Origin of the sequence: Pantoea eucalypti (assembly GCF_009646115.1) — a bacterium.
In the GTDB taxonomy this organism is placed as follows: Bacteria; Pseudomonadota; Gammaproteobacteria; order Enterobacterales; family Enterobacteriaceae; genus Pantoea; species Pantoea eucalypti.
Genome location: NZ_CP045720.1, coordinates 137,940 through 155,665 on the forward strand (window position 1 = coordinate 137,940; position 17,726 = coordinate 155,665).

The 17,726-nt window shown below is 54.8% G+C and carries 17 protein-coding genes; 3 read left to right on the forward strand and 14 right to left on the reverse strand.

Going from position 1 to position 17,726, the window contains the following annotated elements; all coding sequences use genetic code 11:
• The first annotated feature begins 22 nt into the window (after positions 1–22).
• On the forward strand, positions 23–832 hold the full coding sequence (gene mutM, locus EE896_RS00635) for a bifunctional DNA-formamidopyrimidine glycosylase/DNA-(apurinic or apyrimidinic site) lyase (RefSeq protein WP_003851319.1): 810 nt from the start codon (positions 23–25) through the stop codon (positions 830–832).
• Here mutM and coaD read toward each other — a convergent pair.
• The 11 genes from coaD to rfaD all read right to left on the reverse strand — a co-directional run bounded on the left by coaD (position 829) and on the right by rfaD (position 12,092).
• Positions 829–1,308 carry a pantetheine-phosphate adenylyltransferase gene (gene coaD, locus EE896_RS00640; RefSeq protein WP_140916503.1) on the reverse strand — a complete coding sequence of 160 codons (480 nt, stop codon included), beginning with the start codon at positions 1,306–1,308 and terminating at the stop codon, positions 829–831. The two genes, mutM and coaD, sit on opposite strands and share 4 nt — an antisense overlap.
• Positions 1,305–2,081, reverse strand: a complete 777-nt coding sequence (locus EE896_RS00645) for a glycosyltransferase family 2 protein (RefSeq protein ID WP_140916502.1) — start codon at positions 2,079–2,081, stop codon at positions 1,305–1,307. The genes coaD and EE896_RS00645 overlap by 4 nt, the downstream gene beginning before the upstream one ends.
• Positions 2,081–3,355, reverse strand: a complete 1,275-nt coding sequence (gene waaA / locus EE896_RS00650) for a lipid IV(A) 3-deoxy-D-manno-octulosonic acid transferase (RefSeq protein ID WP_003851314.1) — start codon at positions 3,353–3,355, stop codon at positions 2,081–2,083. Before waaA ends, EE896_RS00645 begins: the two co-directional genes overlap by 1 nt.
• 92 nt (positions 3,356–3,447) lie before the next feature.
• On the reverse strand, positions 3,448–4,581 hold the full coding sequence (locus EE896_RS00655) for a glycosyltransferase family 4 protein (protein ID WP_140916501.1): 1,134 nt from the start codon (positions 4,579–4,581) through the stop codon (positions 3,448–3,450).
• Positions 4,574–5,650: a putative lipopolysaccharide heptosyltransferase III gene (gene rfaQ, locus EE896_RS00660; RefSeq protein ID WP_140916500.1), complete on the reverse strand. Its 1,077-nt coding sequence runs from the start codon at positions 5,648–5,650 to the stop codon at positions 4,574–4,576. Before rfaQ ends, EE896_RS00655 begins: the two co-directional genes overlap by 8 nt.
• Positions 5,651–5,723: 73 nt before the next feature.
• Positions 5,724–6,770, reverse strand: coding sequence for a glycosyltransferase (locus EE896_RS00665; protein WP_003851308.1), 1,047 nt, complete (start codon positions 6,768–6,770; stop codon positions 5,724–5,726).
• Between the two features lie 264 nt (positions 6,771–7,034).
• Positions 7,035–8,039: a glycosyltransferase family 8 protein gene (locus EE896_RS00670; RefSeq protein WP_140916499.1), complete on the reverse strand. Its 1,005-nt coding sequence runs from the start codon at positions 8,037–8,039 to the stop codon at positions 7,035–7,037.
• A gap of 9 nt (positions 8,040–8,048) precedes the next feature.
• Positions 8,049–9,125 (reverse strand): glycosyltransferase family 9 protein, encoded by a 1,077-nt coding sequence (locus EE896_RS00675; protein WP_140916498.1) that lies wholly within the window; start codon positions 9,123–9,125, stop codon positions 8,049–8,051.
• A complete protein-coding gene (gene rfaC, locus EE896_RS00680; RefSeq protein WP_003851302.1) occupies positions 9,122–10,099 on the reverse strand; it encodes a lipopolysaccharide heptosyltransferase RfaC in 978 nt (325 codons plus the stop codon). Before rfaC ends, EE896_RS00675 begins: the two co-directional genes overlap by 4 nt.
• Positions 10,087–11,142 carry an ADP-heptose--LPS heptosyltransferase RfaF gene (gene rfaF / locus EE896_RS00685; RefSeq protein ID WP_003851300.1) on the reverse strand — a complete coding sequence of 352 codons (1,056 nt, stop codon included), beginning with the start codon at positions 11,140–11,142 and terminating at the stop codon, positions 10,087–10,089. Before rfaF ends, rfaC begins: the two co-directional genes overlap by 13 nt.
• A 17-nt stretch (positions 11,143–11,159) precedes the next feature.
• Complete coding sequence (gene rfaD, locus EE896_RS00690) at positions 11,160–12,092, reverse strand: ADP-glyceromanno-heptose 6-epimerase (protein ID WP_010258257.1); 933 nt, start codon at positions 12,090–12,092, stop codon at positions 11,160–11,162.
• 230 nt (positions 12,093–12,322) lie between these two features.
• Here rfaD and EE896_RS00695 point away from each other — a divergent pair, with 230 nt between their 5' ends.
• The gene (locus tag EE896_RS00695) at positions 12,323–13,519 is read left to right on the forward strand and encodes a glycine C-acetyltransferase (protein WP_008926948.1); all 1,197 of its coding nucleotides are present in this window, start codon (positions 12,323–12,325) and stop codon (positions 13,517–13,519) included.
• Positions 13,520–13,529: 10 nt separating this feature from the next.
• On the forward strand, positions 13,530–14,558 hold the full coding sequence (tdh, locus tag EE896_RS00700) for an L-threonine 3-dehydrogenase (RefSeq protein ID WP_008926947.1): 1,029 nt from the start codon (positions 13,530–13,532) through the stop codon (positions 14,556–14,558).
• Between the two features lie 28 nt (positions 14,559–14,586).
• Here the strand turns inward: tdh and EE896_RS00705 are convergent, their stop codons facing one another.
• The 3 genes from EE896_RS00705 to EE896_RS00715 form a co-directional block, all read right to left on the reverse strand.
• The gene (locus EE896_RS00705) at positions 14,587–15,498 is read right to left on the reverse strand and encodes a hypothetical protein (RefSeq protein ID WP_105100105.1); all 912 of its coding nucleotides are present in this window, start codon (positions 15,496–15,498) and stop codon (positions 14,587–14,589) included.
• On the reverse strand, positions 15,491–16,720 hold the full coding sequence (locus tag EE896_RS00710) for a glycosyltransferase (RefSeq protein ID WP_140916497.1): 1,230 nt from the start codon (positions 16,718–16,720) through the stop codon (positions 15,491–15,493). Before EE896_RS00710 ends, EE896_RS00705 begins: the two co-directional genes overlap by 8 nt.
• Before the next feature lie 103 nt (positions 16,721–16,823).
• Positions 16,824–17,726, reverse strand: coding sequence for a divergent polysaccharide deacetylase family protein (locus tag EE896_RS00715; RefSeq protein ID WP_008926944.1), 903 nt, complete (start codon positions 17,724–17,726; stop codon positions 16,824–16,826).

The window sequence follows — 17,726 nt, forward strand, 5'->3', positions numbered from 1 at the left end:
TGTAAAACGCTGAGGAGAGGCTATGCCAGAGTTGCCAGAGGTTGAAACCAGCCGCCGCGGTATCGAACCGCATTTGGTCGGTGAAACCATCCTTCACGCCGTGGTGCGTAATTCACGTTTGCGCTGGCCCGTTTCGCAGGAGATCCTGGCGCTGAGCGATCAGCCGGTTCTCAGCGTGCAGCGCCGGGCGAAATATCTGCTGCTGGAGCTGCCGCATGGCTGGATTATTATCCACCTTGGCATGTCCGGCAGTCTGCGCGTGCTGTCAGAAGAGTTGCCAGCAGCGAAGCATGATCATGTTGATTTAGTGATGAGCAACGGCAAAGTGCTGCGCTACACCGACCCGCGCCGCTTTGGTGCCTGGCTCTGGAGCAGCGATCTGGCGGGCAGTAGTGTGCTGGCCCATCTCGGGCCGGAGCCACTCAGCGAGCAGTTTGATGGGGCTTACCTGTTTGATAAGTCACGCGGCAAGCGGACGCTCATTAAGCAGTGGCTGATGGATAACAAAGTGGTGGTGGGCGTGGGCAACATTTATGCCAGTGAGTCACTGTTTACCGCCGGGATCGTTCCCGATCGTGCTGCCGGAAGCCTGTCTCAGGCCGAATCAGAACTGCTGGTGAATACCATCAAAGCGGTGCTGCTTCGTTCGATTGAGCAGGGCGGAACCACGTTGCGTGACTTCTTACAGACAGACGGTAAGCCGGGCTACTTTGCACAGCAGTTGCAGGTCTATGGCCGGGCGGGTGAACCCTGTCGGGCATGCGGTACGCCGATTGTCAGCGGCAGGCATGGGCAACGCAGCACTTACTGGTGCCCGAACTGTCAGCATTAAGCCAGTTTAGCCAGCAATGCCTGATGCACTGGCGCGGGCAGGAAGGCGCTGACATCGCCTTTGTGACGCGCTACCTCTTTGACCAGTGAAGATGAGATAAACGAGAAGCCTTCAGACGGCATGAGGAAAACACTCTCCAGTATTGGCAGCAGGTGACGATTCATCTGCGCCAGCTGCATTTCATATTCAAAATCTGACACCGCTCGCAATCCACGAACCAGCACGTTCGCCTGCTGGTCACGGGCGAAATTCGCCATCAGGTCGCTGAACCCGACCACCTCAACGTTAGGCAGATGGGCCACCACTTCACCGGCCAGCGCCACGCGTTCATCCAGACTAAACATCGGTTTTTTGCTGGGGCTAGCGGCAACAGCCAGAATAACCTCGTCAAACATCTGTGCTGCCCGCGTCACGATGTCGACATGGCCAAGCGTCACAGGATCAAATGTACCGGGATAGATGGCTTTCGTGGTCATACTCGCCCTTTTGCCGAAGCGTGATTCAGCGCCCAGAGGGCTGAATATTTATTGAAGGTATATTGCGCGTTGACCACCGCCAGAATCCAGCCCTGCCTGCCGTCGAGAAAACCGGCACGCAGCAGCAGCGTTTTTACAAATGCGCCCAGCGTGTGGCTGAATACAGAAAAGAGGCCGCAGCGCTTACCGCGCTGATGGCGTTCTGTGGCCCAGGCTTCAGCATAGGCCAGTTGCTTGCGCTGAAAGGCGATTAAATCGCGGCAGGTCAGATGTTCCAGATCGCCAGGCAATGCCACTACCGGCGCGCCGTCACTCTGCAGGGATTCATGCACCAGATTGTCATTGTAGCGGAAGGTGCGGGGATAGAGGCGCATCACGCGATCGGGATACCAGCCACTGTGGCGCATAAAGCGACCGAGAAACAGGTTGCTGCGGCCCAGGCTATAAACCGTGCGGCTGGGTGGGGCAACCAGCACCTGCTCAATTGCAGCACGCAGTTCGGGTGAAACGCGCTCATCTGCATCGATCATCAAAATCATGTCGCCGGTAGCATAGCCCTGCGCGCGCTGGCGCTGGATACCATAACCCTGCCAGTTATCACTGTGATAGACCTGCGCCCCGGCCCGGGTGGCGATGTTGACGGTGTCATCCCTGCTGCCAGAGTCCAGCACGATAATTTCATCGGCCCAGCTGACCGAGGCCAGGCAGTCAGGCAGCAGTTCCGCTTCATTTTTGGCGATCATCACTACGGAAAGACGTTGGCGTAATGACATTAGTGAGTCCGGGGTGGCAGATGCGGTTCGAGTAACTGTAGCAAACGCTGGAGCGCACCCTGGTTCTGGTGCAACACGTCTACCGCATGGCGTCCGTAATAACGGCGGTAATCATCATCCTGCAAAAGATTAGTGACTTCTTTTTCCAGCGAAATCACGTCGGTGACCGTAATCAATCCCTGGCCTTCCTGCAGCTTGCTGCAGATATCTTTGAAGTTCCAGATATGGGGCCCCATCAGAACCGGAAGTGCATGGGCAGCAGGTTCGAGCGGATTGTGTCCGCCCCGTTCAACCAGGCTGCCACCGACCAGAGCCAGATCGGCAATGCCGTAGAGCAGCATCAGTTCGCCCATGGAGTCGCCGATGACCACCTGCGTTGAGCCGGAAGGGATCTCGCCGCTGCTGCGCAGGATAAAACTAAAGCCGCGTTCCTGCGTCAGTTCGCGGGCATCGTTGAAGCGCTCGGGATGGCGGGGAACCAGAATCAGTAGCAGATCCGGAAAGGTCTGCAGCAGGCGGCGATGAGCATCCAGCACAATGGCCTCTTCGCCTTCGTGTGTGCTGGTGGCTATCCACACCGGTCTGCGCGGCGCCCACTGACGACGAAGCGTCACCGCTCTGGCGGCCAGTTCTGGCGTGACGGAAATATCAAACTTCAGACTGCCGGTAATGGCCAGTTGTGAACGTTTCAGGCCCAGGCTCAGGAAGCGGTCGCCATCTTCAGTGTTCTGCGCGGCGATTAGCGTAATGCTCTGCAACAGGCGTCGCATAAACTTACCCAGCTTGCGGTAGCCTTTGGCGGATCGGGCCGAGAGGCGGGCATTGGCAATCACCAGCGGAATATTACGCTGGTGCAGAATGCGGATAATGTTCGGCCATAGCTCGGTTTCCATGATGATCACCAGCCGTGGATTGACCGTATCAAGAAAACGATTAATTGAACCCGGCAGATCATAAGGCAGATAGACGTGATGTACATCTTTACCGAAAGCAGATTGCGCTCGTTCAGAGCCGGTCGGCGTCATCGTGGTAACGGTAATCGGCAGAGTCGGGTAACGATGACGAAGTGCGCGCACCAGCGGGATCGCGGCAAGGGTTTCCCCCACAGAGACCGAGTGCAGCACAATGCCGTCAGGCTTCACTTTGCCGACACAATAGCCATAGCGTTCTGCCCAACGTTTGCGATAGGCAGGCGCTTTACGACCGCGCAGCCACAGGCGCAGCCAAATGAGTGGCTGAATTAAGTAGAGCAAGGCGGTGTAAATGGTCGTCATAGTTACCGTTACAGCAGGTTCGCGTCTAAAAACAGATTAAAATCAGATGACGGCATGTTATCAGAAACCCCGCATGCACTCATCCCACATTGTCAGTTGCTACCCAGTACCTGCTGATAAAGCGAAGTCAGTGACTGCGCCAGTCGTTGTGGGCCATAAGGTTCAATTTTACGCCGTGCTGCCTCACCCATTCGTGAATCCAGGGAAAGTGGCGGTATTGTATTAACAGCCTGATTTAACCCCTTGATATCCAATGCATCGCAGACAAAGCCTTCTTGACCAGCGGTAATAAATTCTGCGCCACCACAGCCGGTGCTGGTAATCACGGGCAAGCCGCAGGCCATCGCCTCGAGCACCACATTCGGGAACGGGTCGTAGAGCGTAGGCAGCAGAAGGCCATCCGCCGCGTGATAATAGGGTTGTACATCCTGCTGTACGCCGACAAAGCGCAGTCGGTCCAGACAGTTAAGCTGATTTGCCAACTGCTGATAACGTTGCAGCTGCTTATCCTGACCCACCACAATCAGATAGCGATCGCTGGCGGCCAGCGCCTGTATGGCCGTTTTCAGCCCTTTACGCTCAAAGCCGGAGCCGACATAAATCAGTACGGTAGCGGCATCGGGCAGCCCCAGTTGCTGACGGATCGCGCGACGAGCTGTTTCCGTGGCGGGCTGGAAACGGCTGGCGTCGATAGCGTTATGAATAACGTGGATTTTTCCGGCGTCGAGCGGGAAACAGCGCAGAATATCGCGCTTTACCATTTCTGAATTACAGATCACCGCTTTTAGCGTCGGAGAGGTAAACATTTCGGCTTCCGCCTGCAGCACATAGCGATGATAGGGACTAAGCGTTGCGCTCAGCCGTTGCCATGATGAGACGATGCGGGCGCGCTGTTCCAGCCAGACGCGATGCACACCATCACCCGCGCGGAAAATGTCACAGCCTGCGATACGCTCATGGCTTTGCACAATATCGAACTTTTCCCGCTCCCAGCAGGCGCGGGCTGCACGGGCAAAACCGCGCTCACGGGATACCCGTCCCAACTTTGAAGGATTACAGATATGCAGATGCCAGTCAGGATTGGGCGTGCCTTGCCAGCTGCGGGTAATGATATTGAGATCGAGCTGTTCGCTGCCCAGCGCTTCCAGCGCGCGTGAGATAAAGCGCTCAGCACCGCCATCCGGGCGATATTTCTGCCGGACAATCGCCAGCCGTAACTTACTCATTCAGGTAGCTCCTCGCTGCCGCGACCACATCCTTTACCGGAATGGCCGAGAGATAACGCTTGTCAGTTTTGGTGTCGATAGAATCGGGCGAGGGCAGCGGGCCATAATCGCCCGCCCAGATAACATGATTGTTGTCGCCCCATGGCCGCCAGTGCTGCAGCTTGGTCGGACCAAACAGCGCAATACAGGGGGTTTCAAGTGCAGCAGCCATGTGCATCGGTGCGGAGTCGACACCAATAAACAGCCGGGCGTGATCGATTAGCGCCGCCAGTTGCGGCAGCGTGAACTGACCCGCCAGCGAAACCACATCCTGCGATACACAGAGCGCCTTGATACGGTTAATCATCGCCAGCTCCTGCTTGTCCGGCCCGGCGGTAAGCACCACTTTGCGGCCCGGCTGCGCCAGTTGATCAAGCGTGGCGGCAACGCTCTCCTCTTCCCAGCATTTAAAGCCCCAGCGTGAGGTCGGCTGCACCACAATATAGGGTGCGGTGACATGATGTTCCGCCAGTCTGGCCTGCACAATTTGCTGGTCAGCGTCGCTGTAGTGCATTGAGACGCGTGCGTTATCACTGCTAATGCCGAGAGGTGCCAGTGCAGACATATTCTGCTCAACGGTATGCAGTTTGCTGTGATTATGTGTCGGGACCAGCCGGTTATGACACCATCGCCACAGCACGTTATCACGTTTTTTATAGGCAAAACCGATGCGAACGGGTGCCGCAGAGAGCCGCGTCATCTGAGCAGCGCGCCACTGATCGGCCAGATTTATCACCAGATCATAATGAGCGGCACGCACGGCGCGAATTAATGCACGCTCATGGCCCAGCTTACGCCAGGTGCCCTCCTGCTTCCATTTGCGATCGATGACGTGCAAATGGCGGATAGCCGGATGCGCTTCCAGCATCGGACGCGTCTCTTTATAGAGCAACACGTCAATGCTGGCCTGCGGATAACGCTCATGAAGCGCATTGATGGCGGGCGTTGTGAGCAGCATGTCACCATGGTGGCGCAGCTTAATCAGTAATATATTTTTTGGAGAGAAGTTTGCTGGAATCAGGCTGGCCATAAACAAGAGTTCTCAGAATTCAGTGAGCCGATTGTAGGGCAAACCCTTTTTAGGATAAAGCCAGCCTCAAAGGTTATTTATTACGCCAGCGATAGAGTCGTGCCAGCCATAACAGCAACTGATACCACTGCTTAATGCCTCTGGCATTACGTAACATGCGCAGGTGTGTCCGGGTTGTGAACAGGTCGGCAATGATCGCCTGGCGTGCGCGGGGGTCAGGCTCGCGTCTCACACTGTGACAAACGCTGAGCGCTTCATGGGTCACCTGATAGTGAAATGACGGGTAGATCTTCACGCGGTCACGATAACGATGGTTAAGCTCTTCCAGCAGGCGCGCAATCTTCAGGTAGTGACGCTGATATTCAACGTTGCGCTCGCCAGTGCGTTTGCGATTGCTGATGGAGGCGTCATGCATATAGTAGCGATAGAGTACGGCTTCGGTATACCGCACGCGTTTTGCCAGCAACATAAACTCGGTGGTCCAGGGAATATCCTGATGATGCAGGCCCGGTTCGAACTGCAACTGATGCTGCTCAATCAGTTCCCGGCGATAGATCCCCAGCCAGACCACATGCATATACCGATGGGTTTTCAGCGCGGTGTTGAGCCAGTCGGCCCCACTCAGCACCGGTGTGCTGCGCAAACGATCCAGCGGAATCAGCGGTTTTACTCGCTGGCTATGTTTGAAAAACCACTCGGCGTTGCACTGTGCCGCATCCAGATTGTCCGCTTCCGCCAGCGTCACCAGCGTCTGATACATATCGGGCTGCATGGTGTCATCCGCATCAGGAAAAGTGACATATTTCCCACGGGCTATCGCCAGCCCGGCGTTGCGGGCACGCGATACACCGCCATTTTCCTGATGAATCACACGAATATGAGCATGCTGCTGTGCATACTGGTCGGCACGCTCGCCAGAGCCGTCGGTGGAACCGTCATCGACAATTATGATTTCCAGCGCAGTTAGCGTCTGCGCCAGTAGCGCCTGCATGAACTCATCAAACATGCTGCCCGCGTTATACATCGGGGTAATGATACTCAGCAGAGGAGACGTACTCATGACAATATCTGCACCGGCGTTGTATTCACTGCGAAAGGGCGTTGCCTCGTCATAAATCATTTCCAAATCAGCAGAATGAAATCAGGGAATGCATGATTATAAAACGGTGTGGCTTCCCTGCTTTACTAAAAACCACGCCCGACGACAATAATGCGCTATATGCGCTTTTTTTACGCAATGAGACCTTAAAGGTAAACAGATTATTATGCCGGTGTTCATTTGGCTTTTTATAAATGGTCGTGGCAAACAGCAGGTGGGATAAATGACGGGAAAGTCAGGCGCTGAAATAACAGCGCCCGAATCAATCTGATAAACCTGAGTGCGCTACTGTTCGCTCTGCTTAAAGAACTTGAGACTGACATACTTCATCATCCAGCTGATGCTTTCAGCATACTGTTTCTGGTGCCACTTAATGCGGGCGAATCGCTTCATCTCTTTGTAATGTTTTGGCGTATCAAGCGGTTGTACAGCCCAGGGTGAGCGCTGGTAATAGCCGTGGTAGCGCCGTGCAAGGTCGCTGCCTGCCCAGGTATGCCAGGGTTTGCATTTACCGGTGTAGTGAATCATTACCGTGTCAGTGGGCACAGTAGAGTGGTCCCAGACTTTATTGGCGATGATGTCGTAAATCTGATTATAGCGGTCCGGCAGGATCAGAATTTCATCCTCCAGCACGATATTCAGTGCATCCTGATCGGGAAAACCAAACTCTGCGCCCCGTTTTACCAGCACGTCGGTAATACGCGCGGTGGTCTGCCTTTCGAGCCAGCGGGGAATATTGATCAGCATGAAGCCGGAGTTGAAATAGTGATGATGCTTCAGCCCGAGCTTCGCGCACTGATTCTGTCGCGCTCGCGGCGTGTCGTTACAGGCCGCCAGCGTGTAATCCGTGAGATCCAGGGTGAACAGGGGAGAGTAATCGCCCACCACCAGGGTATCTGCATCAATATAGATCACCCGATCGCTGTAGCTCGCCACGGTTTCAGGGATCAGGAAACGGTAGTGGATGCTTTTAGGGTAGCGTCCGACTGCGGGCAACTGATCAACCCAGTCACTATTAAAGATATGTAGCGTGATGGACAGACGATGGCCTGAGGCCAGCGAACGCAGTTTTTCCACATCCTCGTCGCGTAGTGAGTCTGAAAAAATATGGGCGTGGAAAGCCGTATCGGGATGATGGCTGAGAAGTGAAAACAACGTAATGCCCAGGCCGCGCGCGTAGGCGTGGTTAATGCCAAACGCAACGTGAACCGGATTGTCATCCGTGTCAGCAAGCGTGTTAACCAGCAGCTGACTTTGCTGAACGGCATCAGCAAGAGGGGTAATTGCCATTACGCTTCACTATTCCAGATTATGAGTAATAAACGTTTGTATTCTAGTCAGTTTATCATCATCCAGCCCGAATAATTTTTCAGCCGGCTGATCAAACTTAAAACGTGTGGAAAAAACGAACGTTGATGCAGCAATATTATCCGGTCCGATGAACAACACGTTATTGACCGGACGCTGTTCCCTGACTTCACACGGTCCGTAAAGCATGATCACCGGGATCTGCTGCGCATCCGCAATATAGGCATTGCCAGAGTCAGAGGAGATGTAGAAATCCATCTGCGAAATGGCCCACGGAACCTCTTCCAGCTTTAGCTCACCAATCAGACTGACAATATTCTCTTTTGGGCCGGTCAGGCTCAGTAACTCATCCAGCCATGGCTGCTCGGCTGGCGGGCCAAACACATAAAAGGTGCAGGGCAGGTCAGACAGCGACGCCATCAGCTGCTGCCAGATGCTGGCAGGAATCGTCTTGGCCCGATTACCGGCAGAAATACTGATGCCTATTTTAATGCCACTGCGCGGACTCAGCAGCGCAGCGGGCGGCGCAGGCGGCTGCCAGAGTGGCGAGGTCGCATGTTTGGGAAAATCGGTATAGCGATAGTCGCGGTTAATCAGCTTCAGGTAACTATCGAGCGTTAAATCTTTCTTCGCGTGGTCGACAATGCCGCTGGCGCTGCGATAGAAGGTTTTATGGTAGGACTTACGCACATAGGTGCGCAGAAACTGCTTGTTCGGTGCGTTGCATAACGCGGCAAAGAACAGGTTTACGCTATTTGGCTGCACCAGATAAACGCTGTCATAGCGGTTCATCAGGGTGAACGCGAGCTTCAGTTTGGCAAAAAAGCTGCGTTTTGCGTCTTCAATCAGAAAATAGCGGCTGACTGTGTCATCGTGACGCGCCAGCGGCTCCACCGCTTTGCTGATCAACAGCTCAGACTGACCCAGCGCGCGCAGCATCGGGGTGATATTGATAAAATCACCGATCTTCGCCGTCTGGATGATTAAGCTGCGACCCGTTGGCCGGTAGAACAGCCGCATAATCGCCCGGAAAGGCAGCAGCAGCAGGTAGATCAACACATAGTTCATGGCGTGTTTTCCGTAATAACGGCCTGCAGTTTTTCTGCCACCGAGTCAGCGGTCAGCTCCGCCAGACGATGATTCGGGGCGCTCAGAGCCTGTTGGTTCTGCCCGTAACCGCCAATCAGGCCGGGATCGGTCGGGCCATACAGCGTCAGATTGGGACGATCCAGTGCCGCTGTCAGATGGCTCAATCCGGTATCTACCGAGACCACCGCCCGCGCGCCTGCCAGCTGCTGGGCTATCGCGTCCAGCGTCAGCTTAGGCAGCACATCGACATGTCCGAATCCTTCTGCAAGCCGCAGTGCACGTTGATGCTCATGCTCAGCACCCCAGGGCAGTTTCACCCGCAGACCGCTCGGCTGCATCAGTTCAATCAGCTGTCGCCAGTGTGATTCCGGCCAGTGCTTGTTGTCACGGGTTGTAGCATGCAGAAAGACCAGGTAATGCTGTGCGTCAGCGGGCAGATGATGCAGGAAGTGCCCGGCAATTGCGTAGTCACCCTGGTGTTGCGGCTTTTCATAGCCCAGGCTTTTGGCGAAGAGTTCGCGCGTTCGCTCAACCGCGTGCTGCCGTTTACTCACCTCATGGCGGACGTCATACCACCAGCTGGCAAACGGCTCACGCGCGCTGCGGCTGTCCTGTCCATGCTTCACCCCTTTCGATAAACGGGTGACCAGTGCGGCACTCTTGATCAGCCCCTGCGCATCAATCACAACATCATACTCACGTGACTGTAACTCGCGCTTAAACTGCACGCGCTCTTCACGCTGCTGACTGCCAAACCAGTGTTTGCGCCAGCGTCGAATCGCGACCGGTAACACCTTATCGACGGCGGGATGCCAGCCAGGGATCTGCGCAAAATTCTCTTCCACCACCCAGTCGAAACGGATGCCGGGAATAGCATGCATTGCATCGGTCAGAGCAGGGAGCGAATGCAGAACATCGCCCATGGAAGAGGTTTTAACAATCAGGACGTGCATGGCACCTCCTGTGGCACGAGCAGTTCGCTCAGCGTCTGATGTACGCGCTCAGGCTGGATATCGATCAGGCTCTGGTGATAACCCTGTTCGGCATCGCCTTTGCGCACTTTGTGATAGCCAGTAATCAGGCGAATAATGCGCGCCTGACGTGCCAGCGGCGGCGTGAAGTCAGGGCTGCTGGGGCCATAGAGCGCGACGAGTGGACGATCCAGCGCCGCGGCAATATGCATCAGTCCGGAGTCGTTGCTGACCACAGCACGGCATTGCGCCAGCAGAATGACCGCCTGTTCCAGCTGGGTTTCGCCTGCCAGATTACGGCAATGGCCGCGCGCCGCTTCAGGCAGCGCAGCGATAATCTCTTCACCTGTCGGGCGATCTTTAGCAGAGCCGAACAGCACGATCTGGAAGCCGTCAGCAATCAACTGGCTCGCCAGCGTGGCGTAATGATAGTGTGGCCAGCGTTTGGCCGGACCAAATTCAGCGCCCGGACAAAAACCGATAATCGGACGGGTCGCCGCAAGCTGAAACTGTGCAGCCGTTTCAATCTTTTCCTGCTCTTCAACCTGCAATTTCGGCCATAACAGCGGCTGTGGCAGTTGCGCCGCCGAGGCAACAGGCGTGTCGTAGCCCAGCGCAACGTAGCGCTCAACCATCAGCGGAAAGGCGGCTTTATCCAGCACCCGCAAATCGTTCAGCAGGCCATAACGCATTTCACCGCGCCAGCCGACGCGGCGTTTTATTCCGGCGAAGAAGGGGACCAGCGCCGACTTAAAGGAGTTAGGCAGCACATAAGCACGGTCGTAGTGACTGGCGCGCAGCACTTTTCCCAGACGGCGACGCTCACCAATTTCCAGTGCGCCATGCCCTAGCGGCATCGCCAGCGCCTGATTCACCTCCGGCATGCGTGACAGCAACGGACGGCACCACGCAGGCGCCATCACGTCAATCACTGCATCCGGATGTTCGGCTTTGAGTGTGCGATAGAGACTTTGCGACATCATCATATCGCCGACCCATGACGGGCCGATTACCAGAATTTTCATCGCCGGAGCAGCTTCCTTTATGCGTTGCGGTTCAGCCAGACCATATAGTCAGCAACGCCCTGGGCCACTGTTTTAAATGGCTTGTCGTAACCCGCGGCGCGTAGCTTAGTGAGATCGGCCTGGGTATAAGCCTGATAACGTCCTTTGAGTTTTTCCGGGAACGGAATGTACTCGATCTGGCCTTTCTGATGGAATTTCAGGACCGCATCAGCCACTTCCTGGAAGGATTCGGCGCGGCCTGTGCCACAGTTGTAAATTCCGGAGACGCCATTTTCCCAGCACCACAGGTTCACTTCCGCCACATCATCAACGTGAATGAAGTCACGTTTAAAGCCGTCACTGCCTTCAAACAGTTTTGGATTTTCATCGTTGCTGATCTGCGTGTTCAGATGGAAAGCCACACTTGCCATGCTGCCTTTATGGCCTTCACGCGGTCCGTAGACGTTGAAATAGCGGAAGCCGCACACCGGCGAATTCGCTTCCGGCAGCATCTGGCGGACATAGTGGTCGAACAGCATTTTGGAGTAGCCGTAGACATTCAGCGGCTGCTCATACTGGCGCTCTTCAATGAAATTCTCGTTGCGTCCGCCGTAGGTCGCTGCAGAAGAGGCGTAGAGGAACGGGATCTCGCGCTCAAGACAGAAGTGAAGCAACTCTTTAGAGTACTGATAGTTGTTTTCCATCATGTACTTGCCATCCCACTCAGTGGTGGAGGAGCAGGCACCCTGATGGAATACCGCTTCGATCGGGCCTAAATCATCGCCCGCCATTACGCTCATCAGGAACTCTTCTTTGTCCATGTAATCGACGATATCCAGGTCGACTAAATTGGCAAACTTGGTGCCATCCTTCAGATTATCCACCACCAGAATGTCGGTGTGACCGCGATCGTTCAGCGCTTTGACGATGTTGCTGCCAATCATTCCTGCGCCGCCAGTTACGATAATCATGTTGTTACCTTTAACGTTGTGGGGTGAAACAGGAGGTTTCACACACGAATACCTCACATCATAACATTTCATCAGGGTGCAGACAGCCAGATGACTCTGTAACGCTTTGTGTGTACATCCGCGCGGCGTGAACTATGCTGCAAAAATGACATTCTGTTGGGCGATTTATCGTGAAGAAGCGGCCTGTTCAGTAAGATATGCCAGATTTTTGCCATCTGAGGAGAGCAATGATGCCTGCGCAATTTTATCAACAACTTCGTCAGCAACTTGATGATGCACGTCAGGAAGGACTGTTTAAACAGGAGCGGATCATCACCTCTGCCCAGCAGACGGAGATCGCAGTGGGCAGCGATCCGGCAGTGATTAACTTCTGCGCCAATAACTATTTAGGTCTGGCGAACCATCCGGCGCTGATTCAGGCGGCGAAAGCGGGGATGGATTCGCATGGTTTTGGCATGGCGTCGGTGCGCTTTATCTGCGGCACCCAGGATAGTCATAAGCAGCTGGAAAAGCGGCTGGCAGACTTTCTGGGCATGGAGGATGCCATTCTTTACTCCTCCTGTTTCGATGCCAACGGTGGCCTGTTTGAAACCCTGCTTGATGCCCAGGATGCAATAATTTCCGACGCGCTGAATCACGCCTCCATTATTGATGGCGTCCGGCTGTGCAAAGCGCAGCGATATCGCTATGCCAATAATGACATGGTGCAGTTGCGCGCCTGTCTGCAGGAAGCGCGCGATAAAGGTGCCCGTCATATTTTGATCGCAACTGATGGCGTCTTCTCTATGGATGGGGTGATTGCGAATTTGCCCGCCATCTGCGATCTGGCAGATGAGTTCTCCGCGCTGGTGATGGTGGATGACTCCCATGCGGTGGGCTTTGTCGGGAATGCCGGACGCGGAACCCATGAATATTGCGACGTCATGGGTCGGGTCGACATCATTACCGGCACGCTGGGTAAAGCGCTGGGCGGCGCGTCCGGAGGCTACACTGCAGCAAAAGCTGAAGTAGTGGAGTGGCTGCGTCAGCGCTCCCGTCCTTATCTGTTCTCCAACTCACTTGCCCCGGCTATTGTAGCTGCCTCGCTGCGGGTGCTGGATCTGCTCAGCGAAGGCGATGGGCTGCGTCAGCGTCTGTGGGATAACGCCCGTTACTTCCGGGAGCAGATGACGGCCGCGGGCTTTACGCTGGCCGGTGCCGACCACGCCATTATTCCGGTGATGCTGGGAGAAGCCAGCGTCGCCCAGCAGTTTGCCCATCTGCTGCAGCAGGAAGGTATCTACGTGACCGGTTTCTTCTATCCTGTGGTACCAAAAGGTCAGGCACGCATTCGCACCCAAATCTCTGCTGCGCACACCCAGCAACAACTGGAGCGTGCGGTGGCGGCCTTTACCCGCATCGGCAAACAACTGGGCGTCATCGCCTGAGGAGTCCGTCATGAAAGCACTCGCCAAACTGAAGAAGGAAGAGGGCATCTGGATGGTGACCGATGCGCCGGTTCCTGAGCCCGGTCATAATGATCTGCTGATTAAAATTCGTAAAACCGCCATCTGCGGCACCGATGTCCATATCTATAACTGGGATGACTGGTCACGCAAAACCATCCCGGTACCGATGATTGTCGGTCATGAATATGTGGGTGAGGTGGTTGCGATAGGACAGGAAGTGAAAGGCTTTACGATTGGCGATCGGGTCTCAGGTGAGGGGCATATCACCTGTGGGCACTGCCGCAACTGCCGCGCTGGACGCACGCATCTATGCCGGAATACGATGGGCGTGGGCGTTAACCGCCAGGGGTGCTTCGCGGAATATCTGGTCATTCCGGCCTTCAATGCGTTCAAAATACCCGACAATATTTCTGATGAGCTGGCGGCAATCTTCGACCCCTTCGGCAACGCCGTACATACCGCACTGTCGTTTGATCTGGTCGGCGAGGATGTGCTGATCTCCGGCGCAGGCCCAATTGGCATTATGGCTGCAGCGGTCTGTCGCCATGTCGGCGCACGTAACGTTGTGATCACGGACATCAATGAGTACCGCCTGGAGCTGGCGCGGAAAATGGGTGTCACGCGTGCGGTCAATGTGGCGAATGAGAACTTGCGGGATGTGATGCATTCGCTGGGTATGACGGAAGGGTTTGATGTCGGGCTCGAAATGTCCGGTGCACCGCCTGCGTTTCGTAGCCTGCTGGAGGTGATGAACCACGGCGGGCGGATTGCATTGCTGGGCATTCCGCCGGGGGAGATGGCGATCGACTGGAATCAGGTGATCTTCAAAGGGCTTTTTATCAAGGGAATTTATGGCCGCGAAATGTTTGAAACCTGGTACAAGATGGCAGCACTGATCCAGTCCGGCCTCGATTTAACGCCTGTAATCACCCATCGTTTTGGCATTGACGATTTCCAGCAGGGCTTTGATGAGATGCGTTCAGGACGTTCGGGAAAGGTGATACTGAACTGGAATTAAAACAACGGCCGCCGGGGCGGCCGCCTGATTAGCCTTGCTTTTTCTCTTCATCGGTCAGGTAGCGGACTTTACGCGTATAGTCCTGGCCTTTAAAGTTCAGCGGCTGTTGCGGATCGGTCAGGTATTTTTGCCATTCCGACAACGGGAATCCGCCGTGAGCGCCAACCACTTCAGGTGGGATCACCGCCGACTGTCCGCCAATTTTCTTCGAGACTGGCCAGTTAGCCCATTCCCCCAGATTGACGGTTTTAATATCCAGCATGTCCAGTAACACCGCCAGCGGGAGCTGATCGGTAGGCGGCTGGCTGTCGTTCATTAAATTCCAGGTATCATTAAACAGCGTCAGCCACAGCGGTGAAATACGCTGCCAGACTTCTCGCGTAGCAGCCAGGTAAGCGCCGTTAACGTGGTCTGTCAGATAGGGCCTGATACTGTGCGGATAATAGGCGGGAATCGCTTCATCCGGCGCTCCCTCCAGCTTGGCAATCATTTTCCCCTGACGAAAACTGGAGTAAAGATGGCCTGGACCCATCATGATTTCAGGCATCTTAAGCAGATTGAGGTCGGAATCGATCATCAGAATGCCGTCGCCTTTTGCCTGCAGGGGCGCCTGCAATTTGATTAAACGGCTGCGATAGATCTGTTTGTAACGGTAGCTCTCTTCCCGGTGTGGGACATCCAGCGTTGCCACGCGGGTTTTTACGGGCAGGCTGCCAAAGGCGTGAGTGGGCTGATCGCTGACTATCACAATCTCTTCTGCTTCTGTCGCAAAGCGCGCCGCAAAATCAGCACTGAGCAGGGCTTCTTCAATATAGTCCGCGCCGGTGCAGGGAATCACGACAGACGTGACCGGCACAGTGCCCTGAACCGCTCTATTCGAATAAGGCAGGTTATGGCGCGCTCTGATATGACGGTAACGGGGATTCAAAAAATTAAGCATGAGGTTTCTTTTTGGCGACGCTTTGCAAAATATTCTCGACGCCGCTGATATAGGTTTCAATAGCGTACTGTTCACGTACGCGTTTCGCTGCCGCATTGGTCAGGCGCTGACGTAACTCCGCATCCTGCCACAGCGCAGTCAGATGCTGTGTCAGTTGCACCACGTTGCCATAATCAAACAGCAACCCGGTTTCATCATGACTGATCAATTCGGCAGTGCCGACTACGCGGGAGCCCACGACGGTGGTATTTACCAGCATCGCCTCCAGTACAACCCGTGGCAAGCCTTCACTGCGTGAGGCAAGAATAAAGGTATCAAAGGCTGTAAGGTAATCCATCGCATTGTTCTGGAAGCCCGCAAAGACCACGTGATGCTGGATGTTCTCTGCGGTAGCCAGTTGCAACAGATGCTGAAGCTCCGGGCCCGCTCCGACAATCATCATTCGCCAGTCTGCATCGGGGTTGGCGCGTTTAAAACGGCCCAGAGCCTGCAGAATGTGGTGATTAGATTTACGTAATATCAGGGAGCCGATCGTGCCAAACACAAAGGTCGACGGTGAGAGTTTAAAACGCTGGCGTACGTCAAGACGGCTGGGCAGAGGCTGGTGGATATCGATAGCATTACTGACGGTAAAACAGCGCTCCGCTTCCACGCCATGGCGGCGTAAGGTGTCACTAACACCCTGTGACACGGCAATGACCGCCTGACAATCCTGATTAACCATGTTAACCAGCCGCGGTTCCAGAACCGGATCGATACGGCAGTGCTGAACCACCGCGACCGGCAGGCTGCGCGCCGCCAGATAACCTTCCACATTGGTGCTGGGCTGGTTATTCATGTAGAGCGTGTCAAATTTCCCCAGTTGCAGCAATGAATTGATTTTGATGGCATTAGGCATAATGCGCCAGTGTGTATCAACTTTATCAATGGTGCGTTTCCTGAGTTTTTTATTGAAAAACAGCAGCGCCCGTGCGGCTTCTTTTATAAATTTGGCCCAGCGTGGTTGCCTGATTTGCGGAATAAAAAAGACCGGAATAGCCAGCGCATTCAGCGTGGCTTCGATGGTTTCGTCGTTGCCACGGCTGTAGTTGTGATAGAAGCAGCAGGTAATATCGAACTTTTGACGATCGATACGTTTCAACAGCTCCAGCATGCTGTTGGTGCCGCCGCCCCACTCTCTGCCGTTGTCCAGCAGCAGGATTTTTTGTTTATTAATCGTCATCCCTACACTGTTCCCGCAAAGCCCGTTATTGCCCGACCCAGGATTATAGTAATTTCTGTGCATAAATGAACGCTAAGCTCAGCACTTAGCATTCATGGCAAATTCAGAACAGATTTTTCAGCGTCTTAAACAGCGGACTGTTATTCACACTTTCGGCAATGACCGTCAAGGCTCTGGTCGCCGGAACCGGCGTCAGCGGCTGCTTCGGTTTACATATGTCGGCAGGCCGGAAGCGTGGCGTCACCGGTTTTGTCGGTGCCACAGGCGTCCGTGCGTTGTTGTGAAGAGATTCGTTTAATAGCTCGCTGGGGCGAACCAGCGTAATGTCGGCTGGCAGCGTGGGTAACATCTGCTGCAGCACCCGTACGGTGTTAGGGTGAGGATGCCCAATGGCAATGGCGTACCCATCGCGCTGCGCCAGCTTTACCGCCCGACTGAACTGCTGGCGGATGGCGTTGATATCCTGGCTGTCATCAAGGAAGACCCGGCGTTTTAACACTTTGACCTGGGTACCCTGAGCGGCAGGAATAGCCTGACTATTGGCGATGGTCATGCTATCAAGAAAGTAGAGATTATAGTGGTTCAGCGCCTGCATCACCTTCTGCATACCGGGCAGGCTTGAGGTCATCCTGCTGCCCATATGATTGTTCAGACCCACGGCATAAGGCACGTTGTTAACCGCATTGCGCATGATGCGGGCGACCTCTTCGCTGCTCATCTCCGGCGTTAAGGTATCTTTTTCCAGCGGCTGTTTGCTCAGCGGCGCCATGGGCAGATGGATCAACACTTCGTGACCCCCCTGATGCGCTTTAATTGCCATTTCACGGGCATGGGGTGCGTTGGGTAATACCGCTACTGAAATAGCCTGGGGCATCTGCAGGACCTTGTTCTCTTCTGCAGGGCGATAGCCAACATCATCAATGACAATGGACAGTTTGCCCGCCTGCGCAGCGGAGCAGAACAGCAGGGCGCTCATCAGAACGGGGAGTTTTCGACGTTGCAGCAA

Coding starts and splice junctions, on each gene's coding strand:
- EE896_RS00705 (WP_105100105.1), bottom strand. CDS start 15,498: ATGCTTAATTTTTTGAATCCCCGTTACCGTCATATCAGAGCGCGCCAT.
- EE896_RS00670 (WP_140916499.1), bottom strand. CDS start 8,039: ATGGCAATTACCCCTCTTGCTGATGCCGTTCAGCAAAGTCAGCTGCTG.
- EE896_RS00675 (WP_140916498.1), bottom strand. CDS start 9,125: ATGAACTATGTGTTGATCTACCTGCTGCTGCTGCCTTTCCGGGCGATT.
- rfaC (WP_003851302.1), bottom strand. CDS start 10,099: ATGCACGTCCTGATTGTTAAAACCTCTTCCATGGGCGATGTTCTGCAT.
- mutM (WP_003851319.1), top strand. CDS start 23: ATGCCAGAGTTGCCAGAGGTTGAAACCAGCCGCCGCGGTATCGAACCG.
- EE896_RS00645 (WP_140916502.1), bottom strand. CDS start 2,081: ATGTCATTACGCCAACGTCTTTCCGTAGTGATGATCGCCAAAAATGAA.
- tdh (WP_008926947.1), top strand. CDS start 13,530: ATGAAAGCACTCGCCAAACTGAAGAAGGAAGAGGGCATCTGGATGGTG.
- coaD (WP_140916503.1), bottom strand. CDS start 1,308: ATGACCACGAAAGCCATCTATCCCGGTACATTTGATCCTGTGACGCTT.
- EE896_RS00710 (WP_140916497.1), bottom strand. CDS start 16,720: ATGACGATTAATAAACAAAAAATCCTGCTGCTGGACAACGGCAGAGAG.
- rfaF (WP_003851300.1), bottom strand. CDS start 11,142: ATGAAAATTCTGGTAATCGGCCCGTCATGGGTCGGCGATATGATGATG.
- EE896_RS00665 (WP_003851308.1), bottom strand. CDS start 6,770: ATGATTTATGACGAGGCAACGCCCTTTCGCAGTGAATACAACGCCGGT.
- waaA (WP_003851314.1), bottom strand. CDS start 3,355: ATGACGACCATTTACACCGCCTTGCTCTACTTAATTCAGCCACTCATT.
- rfaQ (WP_140916500.1), bottom strand. CDS start 5,650: ATGGCCAGCCTGATTCCAGCAAACTTCTCTCCAAAAAATATATTACTG.
- rfaD (WP_010258257.1), bottom strand. CDS start 12,092: ATGATTATCGTAACTGGCGGCGCAGGAATGATTGGCAGCAACATCGTC.
- EE896_RS00655 (WP_140916501.1), bottom strand. CDS start 4,581: ATGAGTAAGTTACGGCTGGCGATTGTCCGGCAGAAATATCGCCCGGAT.
- EE896_RS00695 (WP_008926948.1), top strand. CDS start 12,323: ATGCCTGCGCAATTTTATCAACAACTTCGTCAGCAACTTGATGATGCA.